Below are 22,572 nucleotides of genomic sequence, written 5' to 3'. Positions count from 1 at the left end.
TGCGGTCGGGACATCAGATGCAGAGAACCGGTCAGCGCTGTCGGGCGGCGAAAGCCCCCGGCGTGGTCCCCATGACCCGCGAGAAGGCAGCGATGAAGGTGCTGGGCCTCCAGTATCCGAGCAGCATCGACACCTCCTGCACCCGCTCCCCCTCCCCCAGCAGCTCGAGGGCCTGGTGCACTCGCAGCACCTGCCGCCACTGACCGGAGGACAGGCCCGTCGTCTGACGGAAGGCTCGGGTGATCGTGCGCTCGCTCAGGCGCAGGTCCCGGGCCCATTCCTCGAGGTCCCTCGGATCCGCAGGGTCCTCCAGCAGCGCCTCGGCGATCGGCGCGACCCGGGGGTCGTCCGGCATCCGGAGCGCGAGCGGATCGGCCGAGGGCTCCAGCACGTCCATCACGACCGCCTCCGTGCGCGCCCTCTGCTCCGGCTCGAGATCGGTGCGGACCAGCCGGAGCAGGAGCGACTCGAGCACTGCGCTCATCTCGATCACGCACGCCCGGTCGAGGCCGACGGAGGGAGCATCGACCGCGAAGAATGCGTCGCACAGCTCCACGCCCGCGGTCAGCCGCCCGGCGTGGGGCGTTCCGGCGGGCAACCACAGGCCGCGACCCTCGGGGACCGTCATCAGCTCCCGCCCGACGCGCGCGCTCATGGTGCCTCCGCGCACCCACACCAGCTCGTGCAGCGGGTGGGTGTGCTCGGGGAACTCGGTGGGGGCGGCGGCCTCATGGGTCTCCGTGTGGATCACGAAGGCCGCCGGCGCGTCGGACGGCAGGCCCTCCGCCTCGAGCACGACGGTGCGGGGCTCGCGACGCCAGGCGCCGAGCCCCGCACCGTCCGCTGGCGCCGAGTTCACGATGCGCAGGCTACCCAGATCGCCGAGCGGGCGTAGATTTCTCCCGGCGCACCGCTCCGGGCGCTTCCGGCCCCCGCAGCTCTCCCCGACTCCCCCGAAGGACCACTGCATGACCTCCGCCTCCCCCGAGACCTCCGCCGCGTCGGAGCTCTCGCGCGACCCGCGACTGGACCGCCCCTGGCCCGCGCTGTGGTCCATCGTCCTGGGGTTCTTCATGATCCTCGTGGACACCACCATCGTCACGGTCGCGATGCCGCACATGCAGGTCGCGCTCGGCGCCGACCTGTCCTCCCTCATGTGGGTCACGAGCGCCTACCTGCTCGCCTATGCGGTGCCGCTGCTGATCACCGGCCGTCTCGGGGACCGCATCGGCATGAAGACGATGTACATGGCGGGCCTCGGCGTGTTCACCCTGGCGAGCCTGTGGTGCGGGCTCTCGGGGAGCGTCGAGATGCTGATCATCGCGCGGATCGTGCAGGGACTGGGGGCCGGCATGATGACCCCGCAGACCATGTCGATGATCACCCGCATGTTCCCGCCCGCCCAGCGCGGCCAGGCGATGGCGCTGTGGGGAGCGACCGCGGGGGTCGCCACGCTCGTCGGCCCGCTGGCGGGCGGCCTGCTGGTCGACGGACCGGGCTGGGAGTGGATCTTCTTCGTCAACATCCCCGTCGGCATCATCGGCCTGGGACTGGCCTGGCGGAACGTGCCGAGGTTCTCGCGCCGAGCGCATTCCTTCGACTGGCTCGGCGTGGTGCTGTCCGCCGTCGGACTGTTCCTGCTGGTGTTCGGCATCCAGGAGGGCAGCACCTACGACTGGGGCACGATCACCGACTCCCTGCGCATCGGACCGCTCGACACCGGAGTGCCGGTCACCGTCCCCGCGCTCATCATCGCGGGCGTCATCGTGATGATCCTCTTCGTCGTGTGGCAGGCGCTCAACCGCAGCGAGCCGCTCGTGCCGCTCTCCCTGTTCCGGGACCGCAGCTTCTCCGTCGCGAACATCGCGATCGCCATGATGGGCGCGACCGTGCTGACGCAGTCCTATCCGATCACGCTCTACCTGCAGCGGGTGCTCGGGATGTCGCCCACCGAGGCGGCGCTGATGACCATCCCCATGGCGCTGGTCTCCGGCGGCCTCTCTCCCGTCGTCGGGAGGCAGATGACGCGCGTGAACCCGCGCTGGCTGGCCGTCGGCGGCTTCGCATCCCTGGCCGGCGGCCTGTTCTGGTTCTCCCGCATCATGTCGGCCGACGCCCGGGTGCTCCCGCTCCTGCTGCCGTTCTTCCTGATCGGTCTCGGCAATGCGCTGATCTGGGGGCCGCTGTCCTTCTCGGCGACCCGCAACCTCCCGCCCTCCCGGGCGGGCGCCGGCTCCGGCGTCTACAACGAGACCCGCCAGATCGGCTCCGTGCTCGGCTCCGCGGCGATCACCACGCTCATGAGCAACCGGATCGCCGCACGGTTCACCGAGGCGCTGGGCCCCGACGCCGCGAGCGCCGGCGGCGGCTCCGTCTCCGAGATCTCCGGCGGGACCGGGGGCGAGGCGCTGCCGGACCAGCTGCAGGCTCCCTTCGCCGCCGCCATGGCCGACGCGATGCTCCTGCCGGTGGCGCTGTCGCTCGTCGGCCTGATCGCTGCCTTCGCCCTCGGCAGGCCCATGGACAAGGGGGCCTGGGCGAAGGACGCGTGAGCGCCGGGGCGACGCTATCCTGGGCGGCACCTGAGACGCTCGAGGGGGAATCGACATGTCCAGCTCGCCCGGCCCGTACCCGCCCGCACCCGGCTCCGGCCCGTCCGGCCAATCCGGCGCAGGGCCCTGGACGCCCGCGCCCGATCCGGCGCAGCAGCCGACGAGCCGCAAGGGCCTCTACATCGGACTCGGCCTCGGCTGCCTCGGCCTGGTGATCGTCGCAGTGGTGGTGATCGCCCTCATCGCCTTCTTCGCCCTGCGCGGCGGCTCGGATGCCGGCGGAGGCTCGGCAGGCAGCGAGACCACGCAGGCGGCTTCCCCGCAGGAGCAGGCGACCGCACTGGTCACGGAGTACATGGATGCTCTCGTGGCCGGCGACTCGGCGACCGCGCTCGAGCTGCGCCCGGCCGACGGCGGCACCCAGCTGTCGACCGAGGCCTACGACGCCGCCCTCGCGGCAGGCCCGATCGCGGACGTCACGATCTCCGATCCGATCATGGACTCCGACTACGGGGCCACCATCACGGTCGAGTACACCGTCGGCGGCACGGCCGCCACCGAGGAGTTCAGCGTCTCGGACTACGACGGCGACGGCGTCTTCGAGCTGGACCAGTCCTACGCGACGGTGCTCGTGCCCGACAGCCTCAGCGGACTGGGGCTGACCGTCGCGGGCGAGGAGGTCGCCGACGGCGACAGCCTCCACCTCCTGCCCGGCGCCTACGAGCTCGCCGTGGGCGCCGAGCACTTCACCCTCGCCTCGACCGACCCCTTCACCGTGACCAGCGACTACGAGAACTCGGACTGGCCGGATCCTGCGCTCACCGAGGACGGCCTGGAGGTCTTCCGGGGCGCCGTGCAGGACGCGGTCGACGAGTGCATCGCCATGACGACCCTCGAGTCCGGCTGCGGACTCGACCCGATCTCCGCGGAGGAGGACGCCAACGGGATCATCGCCGAGGAGGGCACGGTCGAGCGCAGCCTCACCGACGACGCCCAGCGCGCGATCGACACGATGACCGCCACCCCGTCGTACGACGACCCCACCTACGTGAAGGGCGAGGTGGTCGGCACTGTCGACACCACCATGCAGTGCACGCAGGACGGCGTCAGCGGCACCTGCTCGCTGTGGTGGGGCAACTCGATCTCCGTGCCGTCGGTGGACATGGCGGATCCGGAGCTCCCCGTCTCCTGGAGCTGACGGCCCCGAGCGGGAGCGGCCCGGCAGGGCGTCGGCGTGACGGACGAGACTGCCGTCTGCCTTGATGCACACTGTGCACCGGTGCAAGAATGCACGGGTGCAAACAGCTGATCTGAGCCTCCGCGAGCGACAGCGCCTCGAGACCCTCGAGCGCCTCCACGTCGCCGCCGCCGAGCTCGCCGAGGCCGACGGCCTCGCCGCGACCACGGTCGACGCGATCGCCGAGCGGGCGGGCGTCTCGCGCCGCACGTTCTTCAACTACTACGCCGGCAAGGAGGACGCGGTCCTCGGACTGATCGGTCCGAGCATCCCCTCGGAGATCCTCGACGAGGCCGCCGACGCCGGGTCGTCCGACGACGACCTCCGTCGCGCGGTCCATCTGCTGACCCTGACCGCGCGCGCCTCGCGCCTGACCGTCGGCGGCTCCGCCCGTCGGCGCCAGCTGATCGATCAGATGCCGGAGCTCGGCGACCGCATCAAACGGCAGACCCAGCAGATCCAGGACCTCGTCCTCGAGGCGCTCACCAGCCCCGACTCCGAGCTGGGCGACCACGTCGCGGGCTCGATCGAACGGGCCCGTGCCCTCGTCCTGCTGGCCGCCGCCGTCATGCGCTACGCGTACGACACCGACCCCCGAATCCTCGAGGACGAGGACCTGTCCGCCCTCGACAGCTCCATCTCCACCTTCCGCAACCTCCTGAAAGAGGATTGATGACCTCACGCGCAGACACCATCGCGCGGCCGAGCTCCAGCGAGGAGCCGACCCCGTCCGGCAGGACCATCGCCCTGCTCTTCGTCGGCCTGATGGTCACGATGCTCATGGCATCGCTGTCCCAGACCATCCTGTCCACCGCGCTGCCGACGATCGTCGGTCAGCTCGGCGGCGTCGAGCAGATGACCTGGGTCATCACCGGCTACATCCTCGCCTCGACCGTGATGATGCCCGTCTACGGGCGCATGAGCGACATCCTGGGCCGCAAGCCCATGCTGATCGCCGCGATCGTGCTGTTCATGATCGGCTCCGTCTTCGGAGCGACCACGAACTCCATCGACTTCCTCGTCGTCGCCCGCGTCATCCAGGGCCTCGGCGGCGGCGGGCTGATGATCCTCTCCCAGGCCGCGATCGCCGAGGTCGTGCCCGCTCGCGAGCGCGGGAAGTACATGGGCATCATGGGTGCCGTCTTCGCGGTGTCCTCCGTCGCCGGCCCGCTCGTCGGCGGCTGGCTCACCGAGGGGCCCGGCTGGCGCTGGGCCTTCTGGCTGAACATCCCGTTCGGCGTCCTGGCCATCGTCGCCGTCGCCCTGTTCCTCCATCTGCCGAGGCCCGTGCGCACGGAGCGCGCGAGGATCGACTACCTGGGCATGGCCCTCATCGCCGCGGCCACCGTCGCGATCGTGCTCGTGTGCACCTGGGGCGGCGGCCAGTACGACTGGATCTCCCCGCAGATCCTCGGTCTGATCGCCGCGGCCGTCGTGCTGGGCGCGCTGTTCGTGCTGGTCGAGTCGCGTGCCGCGCAGCCGGTCATGCCGCTCGCGCTGTTCCGGAACCGCAGCTTCGTGCTGGCGACCTTCTCGGGCCTGCTCACCGGCATCGCCATGTTCGGCGTGCTCTCCTACATGCCGACCTACATCCAGATGGTCGTGGGGGTCTCCGCGACCGTCGCCGGGCTGCTGATGATCCCCATGATGGGCGGCCTGCTGGTCTCCTCGATCATCTCCGGCCAGCTGGTCACCCGCACCGGCCGGTACAAGATCTTCCCGCTGATCGGCTCGGCGATCATGGCGGTCGGGCTGCACATGATCTCGACGATGACCATCGACACGCCCACCTGGGTGCTGTGCACGTACGTGGGGATCTTCGGCATCGGTCTGGGACTGGGCCAGCAGATCCTGATGCTGATCGTGCAGGACGCCTTCCCCGTCCGCATCGTCGGCACCGCCACCGCCTCGTTCAACTACTTCAAGCAGGTCGGCGCGACCGTCGGCTCTGCGATCGTGGGCGCCGTCTTCGCCACCCGTCTGACCAGCCTGCTCACCGAGAACATGACCTCGGCCCTGGCCTCCGCCAGCCCCGAGGAGCTCGCTGCGGCCGACGGCATCGATGCGAACACGCTGACGCCGTCGGCGGTCCTCGACCTGCCCGACGTCCTCCGCATCCCGATCATCACCTCCTACAACGAGGCGCTGCTGCCGATCGTGCAGTGGCTGACCCCGCTCGCGATCGCGGTGATCATCGTGATGCTCTTCGTGAAGGAGAAGGCGCTCTCGGAGACCATCGACCGCAGCGTCGACGAGTCCTCCGTCATCGGCACCGGGGACGGCCCCGATGTCGCCTCCGCGGCGATCACCGAGGCCAGCGTCGACGGCGCGGCCCACGACGAGGAGAGGGTCCCCGCGACCACCGGCTCCTGACGAGCAGGGCGGCGGGAGAGGCGAATACAGTGGTCGGCATGGATTCCGCCCGAGCCGCCGACACCGCCGCCCTCCTCGCCGCCCCTGCCGGCGAGGGCTCGTCCGGCTCCCTCGCCGAGAGGGCGCTGCGGGTCCTCTCGACGGTGTTCGGGTACGAGGCGTTCCGCGGGGACCAGGCGGCGATCATCGAGCGGGTCGCCTCCGGCGGCGACGCGATCGTGCTGATGCCCACCGGTGGAGGCAAGTCCCTGTGCTACCAGATCCCCGCGCTGCTGCGGGAGGGCACGGGCATCGTCGTCTCCCCCCTGATCGCCCTGATGAGCGACCAGGTCGCCGCCCTCGAGGCCAACGGGGTGCGCGCCGCGTTCCTGAACTCCACGCTCTCGCCGCAGGAGGCGCAGGCCGTCGAGCAGCAGCTGCTCGCCGGCGAGATCGACCTGCTGTACATGGCTCCGGAGCGCCTGGTGCTCCCGCGCACGATCCAGCTGCTGCAGCGGGCGCGCCTGGCCCTGTTCGCGATCGACGAGGCGCACTGCGTCTCCCAGTGGGGGCATGACTTCCGCCCCGACTACCTCGGGCTCAGCATGCTCGCCGACACGTTCCCGGGCGTGCCCCGGATCGCGCTGACCGCGACCGCGACCCGCGCCACCCACCAGGAGCTCACCGAGCGGCTGCGGATGCAGGATGCGCAGCATTTCGTCTCCAGCTTCGACCGCCCCAACATCCAGTACCGGATCGAGCCGAAGGACAGGCCGCGGGAGCAGCTGCTGCGGCTCATCGCCGCCGAGCACGAGGGCGAGTCGGGGATCGTGTACTGCCTCTCCCGCAAGAGCGTCGAGCAGACCGCGCAGTGGCTCGCCGACCGCGGGATCCCCGCCCTCCCCTACCACGCGGGGATGCCGGCCGAGGAGCGCCGGCGCAACCAGGAGCGCTTCCTGCGGGCCGACGGGCTGATCATCGTCGCGACCATCGCCTTCGGGATGGGCATCGACAAGCCCGACGTCCGCTTCGTCGCCCATCTGGATCTGCCCAAGTCCATCGAGGGCTACTACCAGGAGACCGGACGGGCCGGCCGCGACGGCCAGCCCTCGACCGCCTGGATGGCCTACGGGCTGGGGGACGTCGTCAGCCAGCGGAGGTTCATCGACGCCGGCGAGGGGGACGAGGCGTTCAAGCGCAATGCGCGCTCGCACCTCGACGCGATGCTCGCCCTGTGCGAGACCGTCACCTGCCGACGCAAGCAGCTGCTGCGCTACTTCGGGCAGGAGATGGAGGGCGAGAGCTGCAGCAACTGCGACACCTGCATCACCCCCGCGAGCACCTGGGATGCGACGGTCGCCGCCCAGAAGCTGCTGTCGGCTCTGATCCGTCTGGATCGCGAGCGCGATCAGAGGTTCGGCGCCACCCAGGTGATCGACGTCCTGCTGGGGCGCGAGAACGAGCGCTCCCGCCAGTCCCGGCATGACGAGCTGAGCGTCTGGGGGATCGGCCAGGAGCTCACCGAGCGCGAGTGGCGCTCGGCGCTGCGGCAGCTCATCGCCCGCGGGATCGTCGAGGCCGTCGGCGAGTACGGCGTCCTCGTGCCCGGTCCGGGCGCCGGGCCGGTGCTGCGCGGCGAGCACCCGCTCGAGCTGGCCGTCGACCGGTCGCCCCGGCGCGCGCCCCGCGGCCGGTCCGGCTCCGGCGGCGGGTCGGCAGGAGCGGGATCGCGGGCCGCGGAGTCCCTCGAGCCCGCGCAGCAGGAGGTCTTCGAGGCGCTGCGGCGCTGGCGCACCGAGGTCGCCAAGGAGAAGCAGATCCCGCCGTACATGGTGTTCTCCGATGCGACCCTGGTGGGGATCGTCGAAGCCCGGCCCGCGACGATCGGCGCCCTGGGCGGAGTCAGCGGGCTGGGCGCGAAGAAGCTCGCGACCTACGGGGACGCGGTGCTCGAGGTGCTGGCCGAGCAGGGATGACTCCGACAGAATGAGGCGCATCGCTCGCCCGTCGTCGAAGGAGATCCCGTGAGCCAGACCCCCGCCTCCCCCCTGCTCGCCGAGGGCGCCCGCCTCGAGCGCGTCGCCACCGGCGCGCGATGGGCGGAGGGACCGCTGTGGATCCCCGGCCGTCGCGCCGTGCGCTTCAGCGACATCCCCGGCGACCGCATCCTCGAGTTCTCCGAGGAGACCGGTGAGACGACCGAGTTCGCCCGGGACGTCATGTTCGCCAACGGCCGTGCCCTCGACCTGCAGGGGATGGTCATCTCCTGCTCGCACGGGAAGCGCTCCATCCAGCGCGACCGCGCGGTGCGGCCCGGCGACGAGCACCGCCCGCAGGAGCTCGTGGAGAGATGGGACGGCAGGCGGTTCAACTCCCCCAACGACGTCATCGTCGCCTCCGACGGCTCCATCTGGTTCACCGATCCCTCCTACGGCATCTACCGGCCCGACGAGGGGATCGCCGGCGAGGAGGAGTACGGAGACCGCTACGTGTTCCGCTACGACGAGTCGACCGGGGAGGTGCGCCCGATGGTGATCGACGTCGAGGCGCCCAACGGGCTCGCGCTCTCCCCCGACGAGACCCTGCTGTACGTCGCCGACTCGTCGGCCTCCCCCGCGGATCCTCACCGCGAGAATCCGGCGCGGCCCCGCGGCCATGCGATCCGGGTGTACGACGTGGTCGAGGGACAGCACGCGAAGAACGGCCGCGTGCTCGCAGAGGTCTCCCCCGGTGTGCCCGACGGGATCAAGGTCGACGCGGAGGGCCGCATCTGGAGCTCGAGCGGCTCCGGCGTGCAGGTGCTCACCCCCGAGGGCGAGAGGATCCTGGACCTGCCGGTGCCCGAGCGCACGGCCAACCTCTGCTTCGGCGGGGACGACGGGACCACGCTCTACATCGCCGCCACCACCAGCCTCTACCGCATCGGGACCACCACCCGGGATGCCACGACCGTCGCCCGGGCGAACCGACCCCGCGGAGGGGAGCAGGAGGAGATCCCGGGCTGAGACGGCGGTACCTTCTGGGCATGGCCACCACCGCCTCCGTCCCCTCCGCTCCCGGCTCCTGCCCAGCTCCCGCAGCCGATCGGGCGACCGTCGTCGGCCTCATGTCGGGGACCTCGCACGACGCGATCGACGCCGCCGCGGCCCGCCTGCGCGCCGACGGCGACACGCTCTGCATGGAGGTGCTGGGGATGGTGTCCGTGCCGTATCCCCCGCGCCTGCGCCGGATGATCCGCGACGCGCTGCCGCCCGCGAAGGTGACCATGGCCCAGGTGTGCGCCCTGGACACGCTCATCGGGCAGGCGTTCGCGGAGGTCGCTCGACGGGCGGTCGGCGAGCTGTGCCAGGGCGAGGCCGATCTCGTCGTCTCGCACGGGCAGACCCTGCACCACTGGGTCGAGGACGGCGCGGTCCTGGGGACCCTGCAGCTGGGCCAGCCCGCATGGATCGCCGAGGCCACCGGCTGCCCGGTCGTCGCGGACCTGCGCCCGCGCGACGTCGCCGCCGGCGGGCAGGGCGCTCCCCTGGTGAGCCTGGTCGATGCGCTCTGGCTCGGAGACGCGCGCCGCGCCGCGGTGAACCTCGGCGGGATCGCCAACGCGACGCTCGTCGGCCCGGAGCGCGAACCGGTCGCCTTCGACACCGGGCCGGCGAACGCCCTGATCGATGCGCTGGTGCTCGAGCGCACCGGCGGCGCGCAGGCCTTCGACCGCGACGGCCGGATGGCCTCGCTCGGCACCGTCGACGAGGCGCTGCTCTCGAGGATGCTCGCGGAGCCGTACTACGCGCTCCCCCCGCCCAGGACCACCGGCAAGGAGCTCTTCGACGCCGGATACACGGCGGGCTTCCTCGCCGGACAGCCGCGCAGGGGCACTGCGGACCTGGTGGCGACGCTGACGGCCCTGACGGCCCGCACGGTGGCCGACGCCGTCCGGGGCGAGGCCGACGAGATCGTGGTCTCCGGCGGCGGGACCCGCAACCCGGTGATGATGCGGATGCTGCGCGAGCAGCTGGCGGGGACGCCCGTGCGCACGAGCGACGAGTTGGGCATCCCCTCGGGTGCCAAGGAGGCGCTGGCGTTCGCGGTGCTCGGCCTGCTGACCGCGAACGGGATGCCCGGCACGGCGCCGTCGGCGACAGGGGCCCGGCATGCGAGCGTGCTGGGGGCGCTGCTGCCCGGGGCCTCTCCGGTGCCGCGGATCCTCGATCGGCCCCCGACCCGGCTGCGCGTCGTGCCGCGCGAGGGCTGAGGCTCCCGGATCAGCCGGATCAGAAGGAGTAAGGGCCGATGCGGCCCCAGGCGACCAGGGTCGCGGCGATCGCGAGGGCGATCGGTCCGGCCATGATGGCGATGCCGTCCCCGCGGCGCACGTGCACCAGCAGGGCGAAGACCATCATGATGGCGAGGCAGGCGGCGGCGCCGGCCACGAGGAGCGGGGCGACGCCGAGCAGTCCGGGGAGGATCAGTCCGACGGCGCCGAGGATCTCGAGTACCCCGATCCCCCTCACGGCGCCCAGCGGGAAGTCCTCCACGAAGGGGGTGCGCCGCGCGAGCCGCTCCCTGCTCGAGACGAGCTTGGAGGCACCGGTGATCACGAAGACCACCGCGAGCGCCCCGGCGAGGATCCACAGCAGGATGTTCATCGGTCCCTCTCCTTCGGCGAGCAGGCCCCGGGGAGCCGTCCCCGGGGCCTGCCAGTATCCACCGTCGCGGGCGCGATGTCAGGCGGCGCGCGCAGGGATCCTCGACGCGGCGTCGCGGAAGCGCTCGAACAGCACGCCGACGACGTCGTCGTCCACGCCCAGCGGTGCGCTCACGAGATCCGCGCCCGAGCGCACCACGAGGTTCGCGAAGTGGCCGGGTGCGAGCACATAGCTCGAGGCGATGACGCGCTCGGCGCCCGCCTCGCGGGCGGCGGCGACGGCCTCGCGGATGCGGGGGCTGGCCCCCGCTCCGTATCCGATGGTGACGGGGGCCTCGAGATGTTCGGCCAGGAGGTCCCGCATCTCCTCGACCGCGCGGGCGGCCGCCGGGTCGGAGGATCCGGCGGCCGCGAGGACCACATGGTCGCCGGGGCGGCGTCCGGCGTCGCCGCCGGGCAGCTCCGCGAGCCGACGCAGCAGGGTGCGCACGAGAGCAGGATGCGGACCCATCGCGTCCGCGGCGACGATCTGCTCGAACGGCGCGACGGCGCGGGCGATGTCGACACCGGTGTGGTAGCCGGTCGACAGCAGCAGCGGCACGACGACGGCGGGTCCGTCCGCGGCGACGCTCTCGACGACGCCGGCGATCTCGTGGTCCTCGACGTCGACGACGGCGGGGACCACGCGCGTGCCCGGCAGATGCTGAGCCAGGCGCGCGATGATCGACGCGATGGTCTCGCGTCCCTCGGCGAACCGGGTCCCGTGGGAGCAGGCGACGAAGGTGGTCATGGGCGATCCTCCTGCGGGGAGTCGTGGTGCGCGCGCGGGTCGAGGCTCTCGTAGTGGTGGACGACCGCGCGGATCAGCGCTCCGAGGCGGGAGCGATCGGGGATGAGCACGTCGATCTCCTCCTCCTGCAGCGGCAGAGCGGTGACGGGGCCGACGGCGGCGACCAGCAGGGCGCCCGTGTCCGCGCGCTCCCGGATCGCCTCGAGGCGATCGAGCTCCCGCGCGGTGCCGAGCCAGCCGGCGGCTCCGGGCGCCGAGGTGAACACGAGGGCGTCGACCGTCCCGTCGGCGGTGAGCTCGACGGAGCGGCGCACCCCCTCGGGGTCGGGTGAGGGGCCCCAGCGGTAGACGGTGAGGCTGGTGACCTGGCCGCCGAGCTCCGCGGCCAGCTCGTCGAGCCCGTCGGCGCCGGCGCCATGGTGCTGGATGGCGATGCGGCGGCCCTCGGTCTCGAGGGTGCGCAGGTGCTCGCCGATCTCCGCCGCGGTCTCGGACGCCGCGACGAAGGAGGTGGTCAGCCCGGCCCCGACCACGGCACCGCGCGCCTTGGGGCCGCGGGCGAGGATGCGCGCACCGAACAGGGCATCGCGCAGATCGTCGGCGAGCCCGGCGGCCTCCGCCGCCTCGAACCAGCCGCGGAAGCCGACGCCCGTGGTCGCCACGACGATCTCCGGCGGGTCGGCGATCAGCTCGCGCGTCCGCTCGAGGAGGGCGGCGTCGTCGATGTGCGGGATCGTGGACAGTGCGGGAGCCCGCAGCACCTCGGCGCCGTGGCGCTCGAGGGCTGCAGCGAGCTCGTCGGCCCGACGGTCCACCGCGATCACGATCGTGCGCCCGGCGAGGAGGTCGGAGAGCTGCTCGGGTCGCGGCTCGGCGGGGGCCGACGGAGCTGCGGGGGCGGAGGGGCGGTCGTCATGTCCCATGGGTGCATGGTCCCCCACCGATGCTCCGTCCCCCAAAGGCGGATGAACCGATGTCAACGCGTCGCGGTCCACAGCAGCTCGACCTCGCCGCCCTCGATCCGCACGTCCCAGGCGCGCAGGTGGCCGACCTCGCCCTCCTTCGGCTCCTTGCCCTGGGTGTCGAGGCACTCCCCCGTGGTCAGGTCGAAGATCTGCTTGTACAGCGGCGACGCGACGGTGGGGACCTCGCCCCGGGAGCCGACGATGCCGCGGGAGATCACGTTGGCGCCGCTGTAGGGGTCATGGTTGGAGACCGCCCTCACCGCGCCGTCGTGCAGGAGGAACAGAGCGACCTGCGTCCCGTCGACCAGGGCCGCCCGACCGCGCTCGACCTCCAGCGAGGAGAGCGGGCAGATGCGCACCCAGGAGGAGCCGGGGGCGAGGGTCTTGTCGAGGGTCGGCGTGGTCATGAGCGCACCTCCAGGCGAGTGCCGGCGATCAGGACCCCGCCGGTGCGGCGGTCCTCGGGGCTTGCGGGACGGACCTGACCGCGCTCGGGCACGTAGGCGAGGTCCGGGTCGGGAGTGGACGGCGCGTTGACGAAGGACTCGAAGCGGCGCAGCTTGTCCGGATCGGCGAGGGTCGCCGCCCACTCGTCCTCGTAGGAGTCCACGTGCGCGGCCATGGCCTCGTCGAGGTCGGCGCAGATCCCGAGGCTGTCCTCGATGATCACGCGGCGCAGCTCGTCGATGCCGCCCTCGAGCGCCTCGACCCAGGGGGCGGTGCGCTGCAGCTTGTCGGCCGTGCGGATGTAGTACATGAAGAACCGGTCGATGAGGCGGATCAGCTCCTCGTCGCTCAGGCCCTCGGCGAGCAGGTCGGCGTGGCGCGGGGTGGCCCCGCCGTTGCCGCCGACGTACAGGTTCCAGCCGTTCGCGGTGGCGATCACGCCCGCGTCCTTGCCGCGGGCCTCCGCGCACTCGCGGGCGCAGCCGGAGACGCCGAGCTTGAGCTTGTGCGGGGAGCGCAGGCCCCGGTACCGCAGCTCGAGGTTCACGGCCATCCCGACCGAGTCCAGCACGCCGTAGCGGCACCAGGTGGAGCCGACGCAGGACTTCACCGTGCGCAGGGACTTGCCGTACGCCTGCCCCGACTCGAAGCCGGCGTCGACCAGTCGCTTCCAGATCTCCGGGAGCTCCTCGAGGCGAGCTCCGAACATGTCGATGCGCTGGCCGCCGGTGAGCTTCGTGTAGAGGCCGTAGTCGCGGGCGATCTCGCCGATCACGATCAGACCCTCGGGGGTGACCTCGCCGCCGGCCATGCGCGGGACCACCGAGTAGGTGCCGTCCTTCTGCATGTTGGCCATGACGTGGTCGTTGGTGTCCTGCAGCGCGGCGTTGCCGCCGTCCAGCACGTGGCGGGGCACGAGGACCGCGAGGATCGAGGCGATGACCGGCTTGCAGGTGTCGCAGCCGCGTCCGGTGCCGAAGCGCTCGATGATCGCGCTGAAGGTGTCGAGACCCGAGACCTGGACCGCGTCGAACAGCTGACGACGGGACATGTCGAAGTGCTCGCACAGGGCGTTGGAGACGGTCTGGCCGGTCTTGGCGAGCTCGTCGTTCACCAGGCCCTTGACCATGACGACGCAGGAGCCGCAGGTCGCGCCGGCCTTGGTGCAGGCCTTGATGGAGGCGACGTCGCAGCAGCCCTCCTCGCGGACCGCCTCGCGGATGCGGCCGGCGGTGACGGAGGCGCAGGAGCAGACGACCGCCTCGTCGGGCAGCTCGGCCTTGGGCGCCTCGAGACCGTCGGAGGGCAGCAGGTAGGCGGCGGGGTCGCCGCCGAGCTGGCCGCCGACCAGGGGGCGCAGCGCACCGTAGGAGGAGGCGTCGCCGACCAGCATGCCGCCCAGGAGCGTCTTCGCGTCGTCGGACAGGACGAGCTTCTTGTAGACGCCGTGGACCGGATCCGCGTAGACGACGTCGAGGGCGCCCGGGGTGGTCGCGAAGGCGTCGCCGAAGCTGGCCACGTCCACACCCGAGAGCTTGAGCTTGGTGGAGAGGTCGTAGCCGGGGAAGACGGCGTCCCCGCCCAGCAGGCGGTCCGCGGCGACCTCGGCCATCGCGTAGCCCGGGGCGACCAGGCCCACGCACATCCCGTCGAAGCTCGCGACCTCGCCGATCGCCCAGATCGACGGATCGGAGGTGCGGCATCCCGCATCGATCTCGACGCCGCCCCGGGTGCCCATGGTGAGGCCCTCCACGCGGGCCCGCCCCTTGGAGGCGGCGTTCCCGCGGGCGAGCTCGTCGCGGGGGCGCACGCCGATGGAGTAGACGACGATGTCGGCGAGCGTCGAGCGCCCGTCCTCGAAGAGGACCTTGCGGATGCTCCCGTCCGGTCCTGCGAGGACCTCGGAGGTCCGCGAGAGGGTGTGCACCTCGATGCCGCGCTGCTCGATCAGGCGGCGCAGGGCGTTGCCCGCGGGCAGATCCAGCTGAGCGGACATGAGGCGGTCGGCGGACTGGACGATGACGGCCTCGGCGCCGAGGCCCTGCAGGGCGCCCGCCGCCTCCAGACCGAGCAGGCCACCGCCGATGACGACGCCGCGCACCGGGCGACCGAGCTCCTCGGCGCGCCGCGCGACGGCGGTCTTGAGGTCCTCGACGTCCTCGATCGTGCGGTAGACGAAGGAGCCGGGCAGGTCCCCGCCCTTGACCGGGGGACGGACCGCGTACGAGCCGGTGGCCAGCACCAGCCGGTCGTAGGGGTGCTCCGTGCCGGCCGCGGTGCGGACGATCTTTCGGGAGCGGTCCAGCTCGGTGGCCTGGTCGCTGCGGACCAGGGTCACCCGGGGATCGTCGAAGACGGACTCGTCCAGGTGCAGCTCCTCCGGAGCGGCGCCGCCGAACAGCTTGGACAGGTTCACCCGGTCGTAGGGAGTGCGGGGCTCGTCGCCGATCACGGTGAGCTGCACGGCATCCTCGGTGCGCGAGAGCAGGCTCTCCACGAAGCGATGGGCCACCATGCCGGCGCCGATGACGACGATGCGCTCGCCGCCCAGGTAGCGCGGGGCGCTCATCGGGTCGCCCCCGCGGTCTCGGTCTGCGTCGCGGTGGGGATGGTGGTGACCGGCACGAGCGGGTCCTTCCCGGGGGTCGGGGCCGCCGCCGTGCGGTACGGAGCGGTGCGGCCGTGGGTGATGTACAGGGCGAGGCCGACGAACAGGAGGCCGCCCACGAGGTTGCCGACGACGGTCGGGATCTCGTTCCACAGCAGGTAGTCCAGGAGCGTGAAGTCAGCGCCCAGGAGCAGGCCGGAGGGGAACAGGAACATGTTCACGATGGAGTGCTCGAAGCCCATGTAGAAGAACAGGGTGATCGGCAGCCACATCGCCACGACCTTGCTGATCAGGTCGTCGGTCATCATCGCGGCGACGACGCCGGTGGACACCATGAAGTTGCACAGCATCGCGCGGACGAACAGGGTGAGCATGCCGCCTGCGCCATGGTCGGAGTAGCCGACCGTGCGGCCATGGCCGATCTCGCCGATCGCCTGCCCGACCTCGCTCGGTGCGGTGGTGAACCCGTAGGTGAAGTAGATCGCCATCAGGACCGCGATGGTGAAGGCGCCGGCGAAGTTCCCGAGGAACACCAGGCCCCAGTTGCGGGCGACCGCCTTGACGGTGACGCCGCGACGCTTGGCCAGCAGGGCGAGCGGGGCGAGCGTGAACACTCCGGTGAGGAGGTCGTAGCCGAAAAGGTAGAGCAGCACGAACCCGATCGGGAAGAGCAGAGCGCCCAGGAGCGGCTCACCCGTCTGCGTCGAGACGGTGACCGCGAAGGCCGCGCCCAGGGTCAGGAACGCCGCGCCCATGTAGGAGCGGATGAGCGTGTCTCTGGTGGAGAGGTTCACCTTGTGGGCACCGGCGTCGACCATGCGGGTGACGAGATCGGCGGGCTTGACGTATGACATCTGGACCTCCGGGGAGTCGGGGGCTCTGCCAGCTCGACGCCGAGCAGCGGGAACGCGGCAAAGGTATGCGCGCCATCCCTCGTCCCGAGCACCCGGACGTCGCCGTGACCTTCCTGTGACACGATGTCTCAGCCGGTCCCGGTGCGGCCCGTCCCGGTCCGCACCGCTCAGAAGCTCGGTGCGGAGCCGATCCGGAGGGACTGCCGACGGCGGTGCACGGTGAGGTGCTCGAGCCCCTCGGGACCCGCCCGGAACCCGCGCCGGCTGCGCCGCGGGAGGAGCAGCACCAGCCCAGGTCGCAGAGGCACATCACCGTCATCCGTGAGCAGGACTCCGGAGCCGGAGACGATGTGGACGAGGGTGTCGACCTCGGCACCGGTATGGAGCTCGATCTCCTCGCCGGCCGGCAGCCGGATCACATTGGAGTCGAGCTCGCGATCGGGGTCGTCGATGGACCAGACCGCGCCGCGCGCGGGGGTCTCGGGCAGGTCCGCCGTGTCGGCGATCACGCGAGGTCTCGGGGCGCTGTCTGTCATGGATCCTCCTGGGCACGATGACGTCCCCCGATGATCTCCCATGCGCGCCGCGGCCATGGCGCGGGGGCGCCGTCGGCTCATCCCTCCAGGGCGACGGCCACCAGATCCGCGGCCGGTCCGCGCAGGCGCCGCGGGCCCGTCCACACGGCGGTCAGGGGCCGACGCAGCGGATCGCCCTCGACCTCCACGCGGACGAGCTCTCCCGCGGCGACCTGGGCCCGCACCGCGAGGATGCTGAGCACCGCGGGCGCGATCCCGGCGGCCACGGCGACCTTCACCGCGCCGATGCCGCCGAGCACCTGCGCGGGCTCGACATCGCCGGCACCGGGGACGAGCTCCTCATAGGTGTCACGGGTGCCGGATCCGCCCTCGCGGACGACCAGCGGGGTGCGGGCGAGCTCGGCGCGCGGGAGCGGGGCGCGGAGCGAGGCCCAGGGATGCTCCGGGGAGACCACCACGACGAGCTCGTCGCGGAGCACGGTCACGGCGTTGACATCGCCGGGGACGTGGAGGCTCTCGATGAACCCGAGGGACAGGCCGCCCTCTCTCACCCGCTCGAGCACCCGCGAGGAGTTCAGCACCCGTGGCTCGACACGCACCTGAGGGTCGACCCGGCGCAGGCGGGCGAGCCACGCGGGCATGAGGTTCTCCGCGATGGTGAGGCTCGCGCCGACGACGAGCTCCTGGCCGTCCTCGCCGCGAGCATGCTGCAGCCAGGAGGAGAAGGCGCGCGCGGATCCCAGCAGCTCGCGCGCGTGCGCGGCGTACAGCAGTCCGGCGGAGGTGGGCCGCGATCCCCGTGCCCCGCGGTCCAGCAGCGACATGCCGGCCTGCGCCTCGAGGCGGGCGAGGGTGCGGGAGGCGTTGGGCTGATGGATGCCGAGCTTCCGGGCACCGGCGCCGAGACCTCCCTCGTCGACGACGGCGACGAAGAGCTCGAGGGCGGAGAGGTCGGGCAGCGGATCAGCCATATCGCGATGATATGCCCCTATCCGGAAGTCATGCCTACCGGATATGAGCCGTTTGCATGAACCTCTATGACATGTGCTCCGCCCTGCAGCCTGACCGCATGACCGCCCCCTCACAGGCCGACATCGGCTCCGGCGCAGACCAGGGCGGGACCCGAGCGGCCCGACTGCCCGGGGCGCTCCTCGCCCTTGCTGTCGCCGTGCTCTCCCAGCTCATCTCCCCGCACGTCCCGCTGCTGAGCCCGCTCGTGATCGCGATCATCCTCGGCGTGGCCGCGGCGAACCTGATCACGCTGCCGACGGCGACCGCGCCCGGGCTCGGCATCGCCTCGAAGCATCTGCTGCGTGCAGGCATCGTGCTGCTGGGGCTGCAGCTGGCGCTCTCCGACATCGTCGCCCTCGGCGCTCCGACCCTGCTGGTCGTGGTGGCGATCGTGGTCGTCGGAATCCTCGGGACCGTCACGATCGGTCGGATGCTGCGGATGGAGCGCACACTCACACTGCTGATCGCCTGCGGCTTCTCGATCTGCGGAGCGGCCGCCGTGGCGGCCGCCGCGGGCGTCGTCGATCCGGAGGAGGAGGCCGAGCAGGACACCGTGACCGCCGTCGCCCTGGTGGTCCTGTTCGGCTCGCTCATGATCGCGACGATCCCGGCGGCCTCGCACCTGCTGGGCCTCTCCCCCGACGACGCCGGGCGCTGGGCGGGCGGATCGATCCATGAGATCGCGCAGGTGGTCGCCACCGGCGGCGTCATCGGGGGCGGTGCTCTGTCGGTCGCGGTGATGGTGAAGCTGGCCCGCATCCTGATGCTCGCACCGGTCATGGCCGTGCTCGGCATCGTGCAGCGCCGCGCCGACCGCGTCGCACCGTCGGCCGGACTGCCCTCGCTCGAGGATGCGGAGACCGTCGGCCGCCACCCTCCGCTGGTGCCGCTCTTCGTGCTGGGCTTCCTGGCCATGGTGCTGGTGCGGTCGCTGGCGCCGCTTCCTGACGAGCTGCTCTCGGCGGCGCAGCTCGCGCAGACGACCCTCCTGGCCGCAGCGATGTTCGCCCTCGGCTGCGGAGTGCGCCTGCGCACGCTGCTGCGGGTCGGACCCCGACCCTTCGCCCTGGCAGCGCTCTCCACGCTGCTGATCGCCGGCACCGCCCTCGCCGGCGTGCTCGTCACGTCCTGAGACACCCAGACGTCCAGGGGTGCAGGGGTCCAGGAGCCCACCGCCCGCGCCGCCTGATCACGAGACGGCAACTGCGGGCCGATGGCCCCGTGGTGAGCGCATCCGCGCGCCTAGGATGGTCTGCATGACGCATCTGCGAGTACGCGAGGCGGCCCTGTTCCTCGGTGTCAGCGAGGACACGGTCCGTCGCTGGATCGATCGTGGGGCGATCCCTGCCACCACGGATGCCGCCGGCCGGAAGGTCCTCGAGGGCACGGAGGTGGCCCGCCTCGCGCGCGAGAACGCCGTCGCCCCCGGGATCGGCGACCCCTCCCGCAGCTCGGCCCGCAACCGCTTCACCGGTCTGGTCACCCGGGTCCTCACGGACACGGTGATGGCGCAGGTCGAGATGCAGTGCGGTCCCTACCGCGTGGTCTCGCTGATCTCCAGCGAGGCCGTGCGGGAGCTGGGGCTCGAGCCCGGCAGCGTAGCCACAGCCTCCGTCAAGGCCACCAACGTCGTCATCGAGGCGGCCTCTGTCGAGGACATCCACCCCCTTCCTGAGAACGGACCCACCGCATGAAGCGACTCCTCACCTCCGCCGCCGCAGCCCTGGTGCTGCTGGGATCGGCGACCGCCTGCTCGTCGTCGGCCGACGGCTCCGGCTCCTCGTCAGGATCCTCCGACGGCGCAGCCGCGTCGGAGACGACGCTGACCGTGTACGCGGCGGCGTCGCTGCAGGTGCCCTTCGAGCAGATCGGCGAGGACTTCGAGGCCGCCCACGAGGGGGTCTCTTTGGAGTTCAGCTTCGCAGGTTCCTCGGACCTGGTCGCGCAGATCCAGCAGGGCGCCCCGGCGGACGTGCTCGCCACCGCCGACACCGACACCATGGACGATCTCGTCGCCGATGGACTCGATGCGACCGAGCCCGTCGACTTCGCGACGAACACGCTCATGATCGCGGTGCCTGCCGGCAACCCCGCCGGGGTCGAGACCCTCGCGGATCTCGAGGACCCCGATCTCACGCTGGTCGTCTGCGCGGAGCAGGTGCCGTGCGGGAACGCCACCGCGAAGGTCGAGCAGGCCGCCGGCCTGGACTTCGCGCCGGTCTCCGAGGAGCAGTCCGTGACCGACGTGCTGACGAAGGTGACCTCCGGCGAGGCCGACGCCGGCCTGGTCTACGTCACCGACGTCGCCAAGGCCGGGGACGACGTCGAGGGCATCGCCTTCGACGAGGCGGCCGAAGCGGTGAACACGTACCCGATCACCACCATCGAGGGCTCCGAGAACCCGGAGCTCGGCCAGGAGTTCGTCGACTACGTCCTCGCCGACGGCCAGGACGCCCTCTCCGAGGCCGGCTTCCTCGCTCCGGGGGAATGACAGCGCGGTGACCTCCCCCGCTCTCCCCCCGGTCCGGTCGGCGGACGCCCGCGAGGCGTCCGCCGGCCGGACCGCCTCCCGCGCCGCCGCCGGCACCCTGCCCCGCTGGGCGCTCGTGCCCGCGGCGGTGGGCGGCCTGTTCGTGCTCCTGCCGCTGGTGGCCATGGCCTCCCGGGTGGACTGGGCGAACTACCTGGACCTGGTCACCTCGGAGAGCTCGCTCGCAGCCCTGGGGCTGAGCCTGCGCACCGCCGCGGTCAGCACCGTGCTGTGCGTGCTGCTGGGTGTGCCGATGGCCGTGGTCCTCGCCCGATCGACCATCCCGGGCATCGCGATCCTGCGGGCGATGGTGCTGATCCCGCTGGTGCTGCCGCCCGTCGTCAGCGGCCTCGCGCTGCTGTACACCTTCGGCAGGCAGGGGCTGCTGGGCTCGACGATGCAGATCATGGGGGTCCAGATCGCCTTCTCGACGACCGCCGTGGTCCTCGCGCAGACCTTCGTGGCGCTCCCCTTCCTGGTGCTGAGCCTCGAAGGGACCCTGCGCACCGCGGGCACCCGCTACGAGCAGGCCGCGGCCTCGCTCGGCGCGCGGCCGACCCGCGTGCTGCTGACCGTCACGCTGCCGCTGGTCGCGCCGAGCCTGATCTCGGGGACCGTGCTGAGCTTCGCCCGGGCTCTCGGCGAGTTCGGTGCGACCATCACCTTCGCCGGGTCCCTGCAGGGCACCACCCGGACCCTCCCCCTGGAGATCTACCTGCAGCGCGAGGTCGAGCCCGACGCCGCTGTCGCCCTGTCGTTCCTGCTGATCGTGGTGGCCGTGCTGGTCATCGCCGTGGCCCGGAGGAGGCCGTCGCCGTGACCCTGCAGATCCGCGCCTCCGTCCCGCAGCGCGGGGTGGACATCGACCTGGAGATCGACCTCCGTCCCGACGGCGCAGGACGCGCCGACGGCGGCACCGTCGCGATCGTCGGCCCGAACGGGGCCGGCAAGTCCACCCTGCTGCAGCTCGTCTCGGGTCTGCTGCGCCCCCAGGACGGACAGGTCGTCCTGGACGGCCGCGTCCTGACGGACGTCGTGGACGGACGGGTGCGGACCTGGGTGCCCGTGCACTCCCGTCGCGTCGCCTCCCTGTCCCAGGATCCGCTCCTGCTGCCGCATCTGACGGCGCTCGGCAACGTGGTGTTCGCGCTGCGCTCCCAGGGCGTCGGCCGCCGTGAGGCCGCCTCCCGTGCTCGTGCCCTCCTCGCGGAGCTCGGCCTCCAGGATCTCGCCGCACGCCGACCGGGCCAGCTCTCCGGAGGCCAGGCGCAGAGGATCGCCATCGCCCGGGCGATCGCTGCCGGCCCCGATCTGCTGCTCCTGGACGAGCCCATGGCTGCGCTCGACGTCGATGTCACGCCGGTCATCCGGGAGCAGCTCGCCGCCGTCCTGTCCACCACGCCCGCCCTGATGGTCACCCATGACGTCCTCGACGTCATCACACTGGCCGACCAGCTCGCCGTCATCGAGGCCGGACGGGTCGTCTCGCACGGACCCACTCTGGACAGGCTCTCCCGTCCGGCGACGGCGTTCGCGGCCCGGTTCGCCGGGCTCAACATGCTCGAGGGCATCTGGGAGGACGGTGCGGTCCGCCTGCCCGACGGCGCACGCCTCGCGGTCGCAGACCCCCTGCACGGCGTCGGCGGCTCCGTCGGGGCCCTGGGATCCGTCGGCTCCCTGCATGCCGACGGCACGAGCGTCCGAGCCGTCTTCCGCCCCTCCGAGGTACACCTGCTCCCCCACGGCGAAGCGCGGGAGGAGGTCGCGGACGCTCCCGGGAACTCCCCCGGCACCGATCCGTCGGGGCCCGTCCGCGCCCCGCTGCGCAGGACGGTCCGACGGCTCGATCCCCACGGGGACCTGGTGCGGGTGCGCACCGAGGACCTCGTCGCGGATCTGACACCGCAGCGGATCGCCGAGCTCTCCCTGCGACCCGGCGACGCCGTGCAGGCGATCGTCTCCCCGCAGCACGTCGCCGTGCACGCCGTCTCCCCCGTGCAGACCGTCGTCGCATCCGTCTGAGGCCTCCGACGTCCGGGCACGAC

Annotated in this window: 21 protein-coding genes; 12 read left to right on the top strand and 9 right to left on the bottom strand. The window is 72.0% G+C overall.

Annotated elements, in window-relative coordinates; all coding sequences use genetic code 11:
- Window positions 1-31: 31 nt before the first annotated feature.
- The gene (locus tag ACZ5AJ_RS05410) at window positions 32-859 is read right to left on the bottom strand and encodes a helix-turn-helix domain-containing protein (protein ID WP_464137781.1); all 828 of its coding nucleotides are present in this window, start codon (window positions 857-859) and stop codon (window positions 32-34) included.
- Window positions 860-968: 109 nt separating this feature from the next.
- Between ACZ5AJ_RS05410 and ACZ5AJ_RS05405 the strand changes: the two genes are divergently transcribed.
- From ACZ5AJ_RS05405 to ACZ5AJ_RS05375, 7 genes are all read left to right on the top strand, one after another.
- On the top strand, window positions 969-2,552 hold the full coding sequence (locus ACZ5AJ_RS05405) for a DHA2 family efflux MFS transporter permease subunit (RefSeq protein WP_464137779.1): 1,584 nt from the start codon (window positions 969-971) through the stop codon (window positions 2,550-2,552).
- A 55-nt stretch (window positions 2,553-2,607) separates the two neighbouring features.
- A complete protein-coding gene (locus ACZ5AJ_RS05400) occupies window positions 2,608-3,750 on the top strand; it encodes a hypothetical protein (RefSeq protein ID WP_464137777.1) in 1,143 nt (380 codons plus the stop codon).
- A 97-nt stretch (window positions 3,751-3,847) separates the two neighbouring features.
- The gene (locus ACZ5AJ_RS05395) at window positions 3,848-4,462 is read left to right on the top strand and encodes a TetR/AcrR family transcriptional regulator (RefSeq protein WP_464137775.1); all 615 of its coding nucleotides are present in this window, start codon (window positions 3,848-3,850) and stop codon (window positions 4,460-4,462) included.
- A complete protein-coding gene (locus tag ACZ5AJ_RS05390; protein WP_464137773.1) occupies window positions 4,462-6,162 on the top strand; it encodes an MDR family MFS transporter in 1,701 nt (566 codons plus the stop codon). The genes ACZ5AJ_RS05395 and ACZ5AJ_RS05390 overlap by 1 nt, the downstream gene beginning before the upstream one ends.
- Before the next feature lie 38 nt (window positions 6,163-6,200).
- Entirely contained in the window at window positions 6,201-8,117 is a 1,917-nt protein-coding gene (gene recQ, locus ACZ5AJ_RS05385; protein ID WP_464137771.1) for a DNA helicase RecQ, read from the top strand.
- A gap of 48 nt (window positions 8,118-8,165) precedes the next feature.
- On the top strand, window positions 8,166-9,146 hold the full coding sequence (locus ACZ5AJ_RS05380) for an SMP-30/gluconolactonase/LRE family protein (RefSeq protein ID WP_464137769.1): 981 nt from the start codon (window positions 8,166-8,168) through the stop codon (window positions 9,144-9,146).
- Between the two features lie 20 nt (window positions 9,147-9,166).
- Window positions 9,167-10,393 carry an anhydro-N-acetylmuramic acid kinase gene (locus tag ACZ5AJ_RS05375; RefSeq protein ID WP_464137767.1) on the top strand — a complete coding sequence of 409 codons (1,227 nt, stop codon included), beginning with the start codon at window positions 9,167-9,169 and terminating at the stop codon, window positions 10,391-10,393.
- Between the two features lie 19 nt (window positions 10,394-10,412).
- Here ACZ5AJ_RS05375 and ACZ5AJ_RS05370 read toward each other — a convergent pair whose 3' ends face one another.
- The 8 genes from ACZ5AJ_RS05370 to ACZ5AJ_RS05335 form a co-directional block, all read right to left on the bottom strand.
- Window positions 10,413-10,787, bottom strand: coding sequence for a DoxX family protein (locus ACZ5AJ_RS05370; protein ID WP_464137766.1), 375 nt, complete (start codon window positions 10,785-10,787; stop codon window positions 10,413-10,415).
- Between the two features lie 78 nt (window positions 10,788-10,865).
- A complete protein-coding gene (locus tag ACZ5AJ_RS05365) occupies window positions 10,866-11,576 on the bottom strand; it encodes a sirohydrochlorin chelatase (RefSeq protein WP_464137763.1) in 711 nt (236 codons plus the stop codon).
- A complete protein-coding gene (locus ACZ5AJ_RS05360; RefSeq protein ID WP_464137761.1) occupies window positions 11,573-12,499 on the bottom strand; it encodes a uroporphyrinogen-III synthase in 927 nt (308 codons plus the stop codon). Before ACZ5AJ_RS05360 ends, ACZ5AJ_RS05365 begins: the two co-directional genes overlap by 4 nt.
- Before the next feature lie 53 nt (window positions 12,500-12,552).
- Window positions 12,553-12,948 (bottom strand): nitrite reductase small subunit NirD, encoded by a 396-nt coding sequence (nirD, locus tag ACZ5AJ_RS05355; RefSeq protein WP_464137759.1) that lies wholly within the window; start codon window positions 12,946-12,948, stop codon window positions 12,553-12,555.
- On the bottom strand, window positions 12,945-15,557 hold the full coding sequence (gene nirB / locus ACZ5AJ_RS05350) for a nitrite reductase large subunit NirB (protein WP_464137758.1): 2,613 nt from the start codon (window positions 15,555-15,557) through the stop codon (window positions 12,945-12,947). The genes nirD and nirB overlap by 4 nt, the downstream gene beginning before the upstream one ends.
- Window positions 15,554-16,450, bottom strand: coding sequence for a formate/nitrite transporter family protein (locus tag ACZ5AJ_RS05345; RefSeq protein WP_464137757.1), 897 nt, complete (start codon window positions 16,448-16,450; stop codon window positions 15,554-15,556). Before ACZ5AJ_RS05345 ends, nirB begins: the two co-directional genes overlap by 4 nt.
- A gap of 167 nt (window positions 16,451-16,617) precedes the next feature.
- A complete protein-coding gene (locus tag ACZ5AJ_RS05340; protein WP_464137755.1) occupies window positions 16,618-16,986 on the bottom strand; it encodes a cupin domain-containing protein in 369 nt (122 codons plus the stop codon).
- Window positions 16,987-17,063: 77 nt separating this feature from the next.
- Window positions 17,064-17,957: a LysR family transcriptional regulator gene (locus ACZ5AJ_RS05335; RefSeq protein WP_464137754.1), complete on the bottom strand. Its 894-nt coding sequence runs from the start codon at window positions 17,955-17,957 to the stop codon at window positions 17,064-17,066.
- Between the two features lie 98 nt (window positions 17,958-18,055).
- Between ACZ5AJ_RS05335 and ACZ5AJ_RS05330 the strand changes: the two genes are divergently transcribed.
- From ACZ5AJ_RS05330 to ACZ5AJ_RS05310, 5 genes are all read left to right on the top strand, one after another.
- Window positions 18,056-19,129, top strand: coding sequence for a YeiH family protein (locus tag ACZ5AJ_RS05330; protein WP_464137752.1), 1,074 nt, complete (start codon window positions 18,056-18,058; stop codon window positions 19,127-19,129).
- A 124-nt stretch (window positions 19,130-19,253) separates the two neighbouring features.
- Window positions 19,254-19,691 (top strand): TOBE domain-containing protein, encoded by a 438-nt coding sequence (locus tag ACZ5AJ_RS05325; RefSeq protein WP_464137750.1) that lies wholly within the window; start codon window positions 19,254-19,256, stop codon window positions 19,689-19,691.
- Complete coding sequence (modA, locus tag ACZ5AJ_RS05320) at window positions 19,688-20,488, top strand: molybdate ABC transporter substrate-binding protein (RefSeq protein WP_464137749.1); 801 nt, start codon at window positions 19,688-19,690, stop codon at window positions 20,486-20,488. Before ACZ5AJ_RS05325 ends, modA begins: the two co-directional genes overlap by 4 nt.
- Before the next feature lie 97 nt (window positions 20,489-20,585).
- Complete coding sequence (locus ACZ5AJ_RS05315; protein WP_464138695.1) at window positions 20,586-21,347, top strand: ABC transporter permease; 762 nt, start codon at window positions 20,586-20,588, stop codon at window positions 21,345-21,347.
- A complete protein-coding gene (locus ACZ5AJ_RS05310) occupies window positions 21,344-22,549 on the top strand; it encodes an ATP-binding cassette domain-containing protein (protein WP_464137747.1) in 1,206 nt (401 codons plus the stop codon). The genes ACZ5AJ_RS05315 and ACZ5AJ_RS05310 overlap by 4 nt, the downstream gene beginning before the upstream one ends.
- Window positions 22,550-22,572 lie beyond the last annotated feature (23 nt).

This window comes from Brachybacterium zhongshanense (genome assembly GCF_055385755.1).
This window is presented reverse-complemented; position numbering and strand designations above follow the sequence as displayed.

Coding starts and splice junctions, on each gene's coding strand:
- ACZ5AJ_RS05400 (WP_464137777.1), top strand. CDS start 2,608: ATGTCCAGCTCGCCCGGCCCGTACCCGCCCGCACCCGGCTCCGGCCCG.
- modA (WP_464137749.1), top strand. CDS start 19,688: ATGAAGCGACTCCTCACCTCCGCCGCCGCAGCCCTGGTGCTGCTGGGA.
- ACZ5AJ_RS05330 (WP_464137752.1), top strand. CDS start 18,056: ATGACCGCCCCCTCACAGGCCGACATCGGCTCCGGCGCAGACCAGGGC.
- ACZ5AJ_RS05365 (WP_464137763.1), bottom strand. CDS start 11,576: ATGACCACCTTCGTCGCCTGCTCCCACGGGACCCGGTTCGCCGAGGGA.
- ACZ5AJ_RS05390 (WP_464137773.1), top strand. CDS start 4,462: ATGACCTCACGCGCAGACACCATCGCGCGGCCGAGCTCCAGCGAGGAG.
- ACZ5AJ_RS05345 (WP_464137757.1), bottom strand. CDS start 16,450: ATGTCATACGTCAAGCCCGCCGATCTCGTCACCCGCATGGTCGACGCC.
- recQ (WP_464137771.1), top strand. CDS start 6,201: ATGGATTCCGCCCGAGCCGCCGACACCGCCGCCCTCCTCGCCGCCCCT.
- ACZ5AJ_RS05405 (WP_464137779.1), top strand. CDS start 969: ATGACCTCCGCCTCCCCCGAGACCTCCGCCGCGTCGGAGCTCTCGCGC.
- ACZ5AJ_RS05325 (WP_464137750.1), top strand. CDS start 19,254: ATGACGCATCTGCGAGTACGCGAGGCGGCCCTGTTCCTCGGTGTCAGC.
- ACZ5AJ_RS05360 (WP_464137761.1), bottom strand. CDS start 12,499: ATGGGACATGACGACCGCCCCTCCGCCCCCGCAGCTCCGTCGGCCCCC.
- ACZ5AJ_RS05375 (WP_464137767.1), top strand. CDS start 9,167: ATGGCCACCACCGCCTCCGTCCCCTCCGCTCCCGGCTCCTGCCCAGCT.
- ACZ5AJ_RS05340 (WP_464137755.1), bottom strand. CDS start 16,986: ATGACAGACAGCGCCCCGAGACCTCGCGTGATCGCCGACACGGCGGAC.
- ACZ5AJ_RS05335 (WP_464137754.1), bottom strand. CDS start 17,957: ATGGCTGATCCGCTGCCCGACCTCTCCGCCCTCGAGCTCTTCGTCGCC.
- ACZ5AJ_RS05370 (WP_464137766.1), bottom strand. CDS start 10,787: ATGAACATCCTGCTGTGGATCCTCGCCGGGGCGCTCGCGGTGGTCTTC.
- nirD (WP_464137759.1), bottom strand. CDS start 12,948: ATGACCACGCCGACCCTCGACAAGACCCTCGCCCCCGGCTCCTCCTGG.
- nirB (WP_464137758.1), bottom strand. CDS start 15,557: ATGAGCGCCCCGCGCTACCTGGGCGGCGAGCGCATCGTCGTCATCGGC.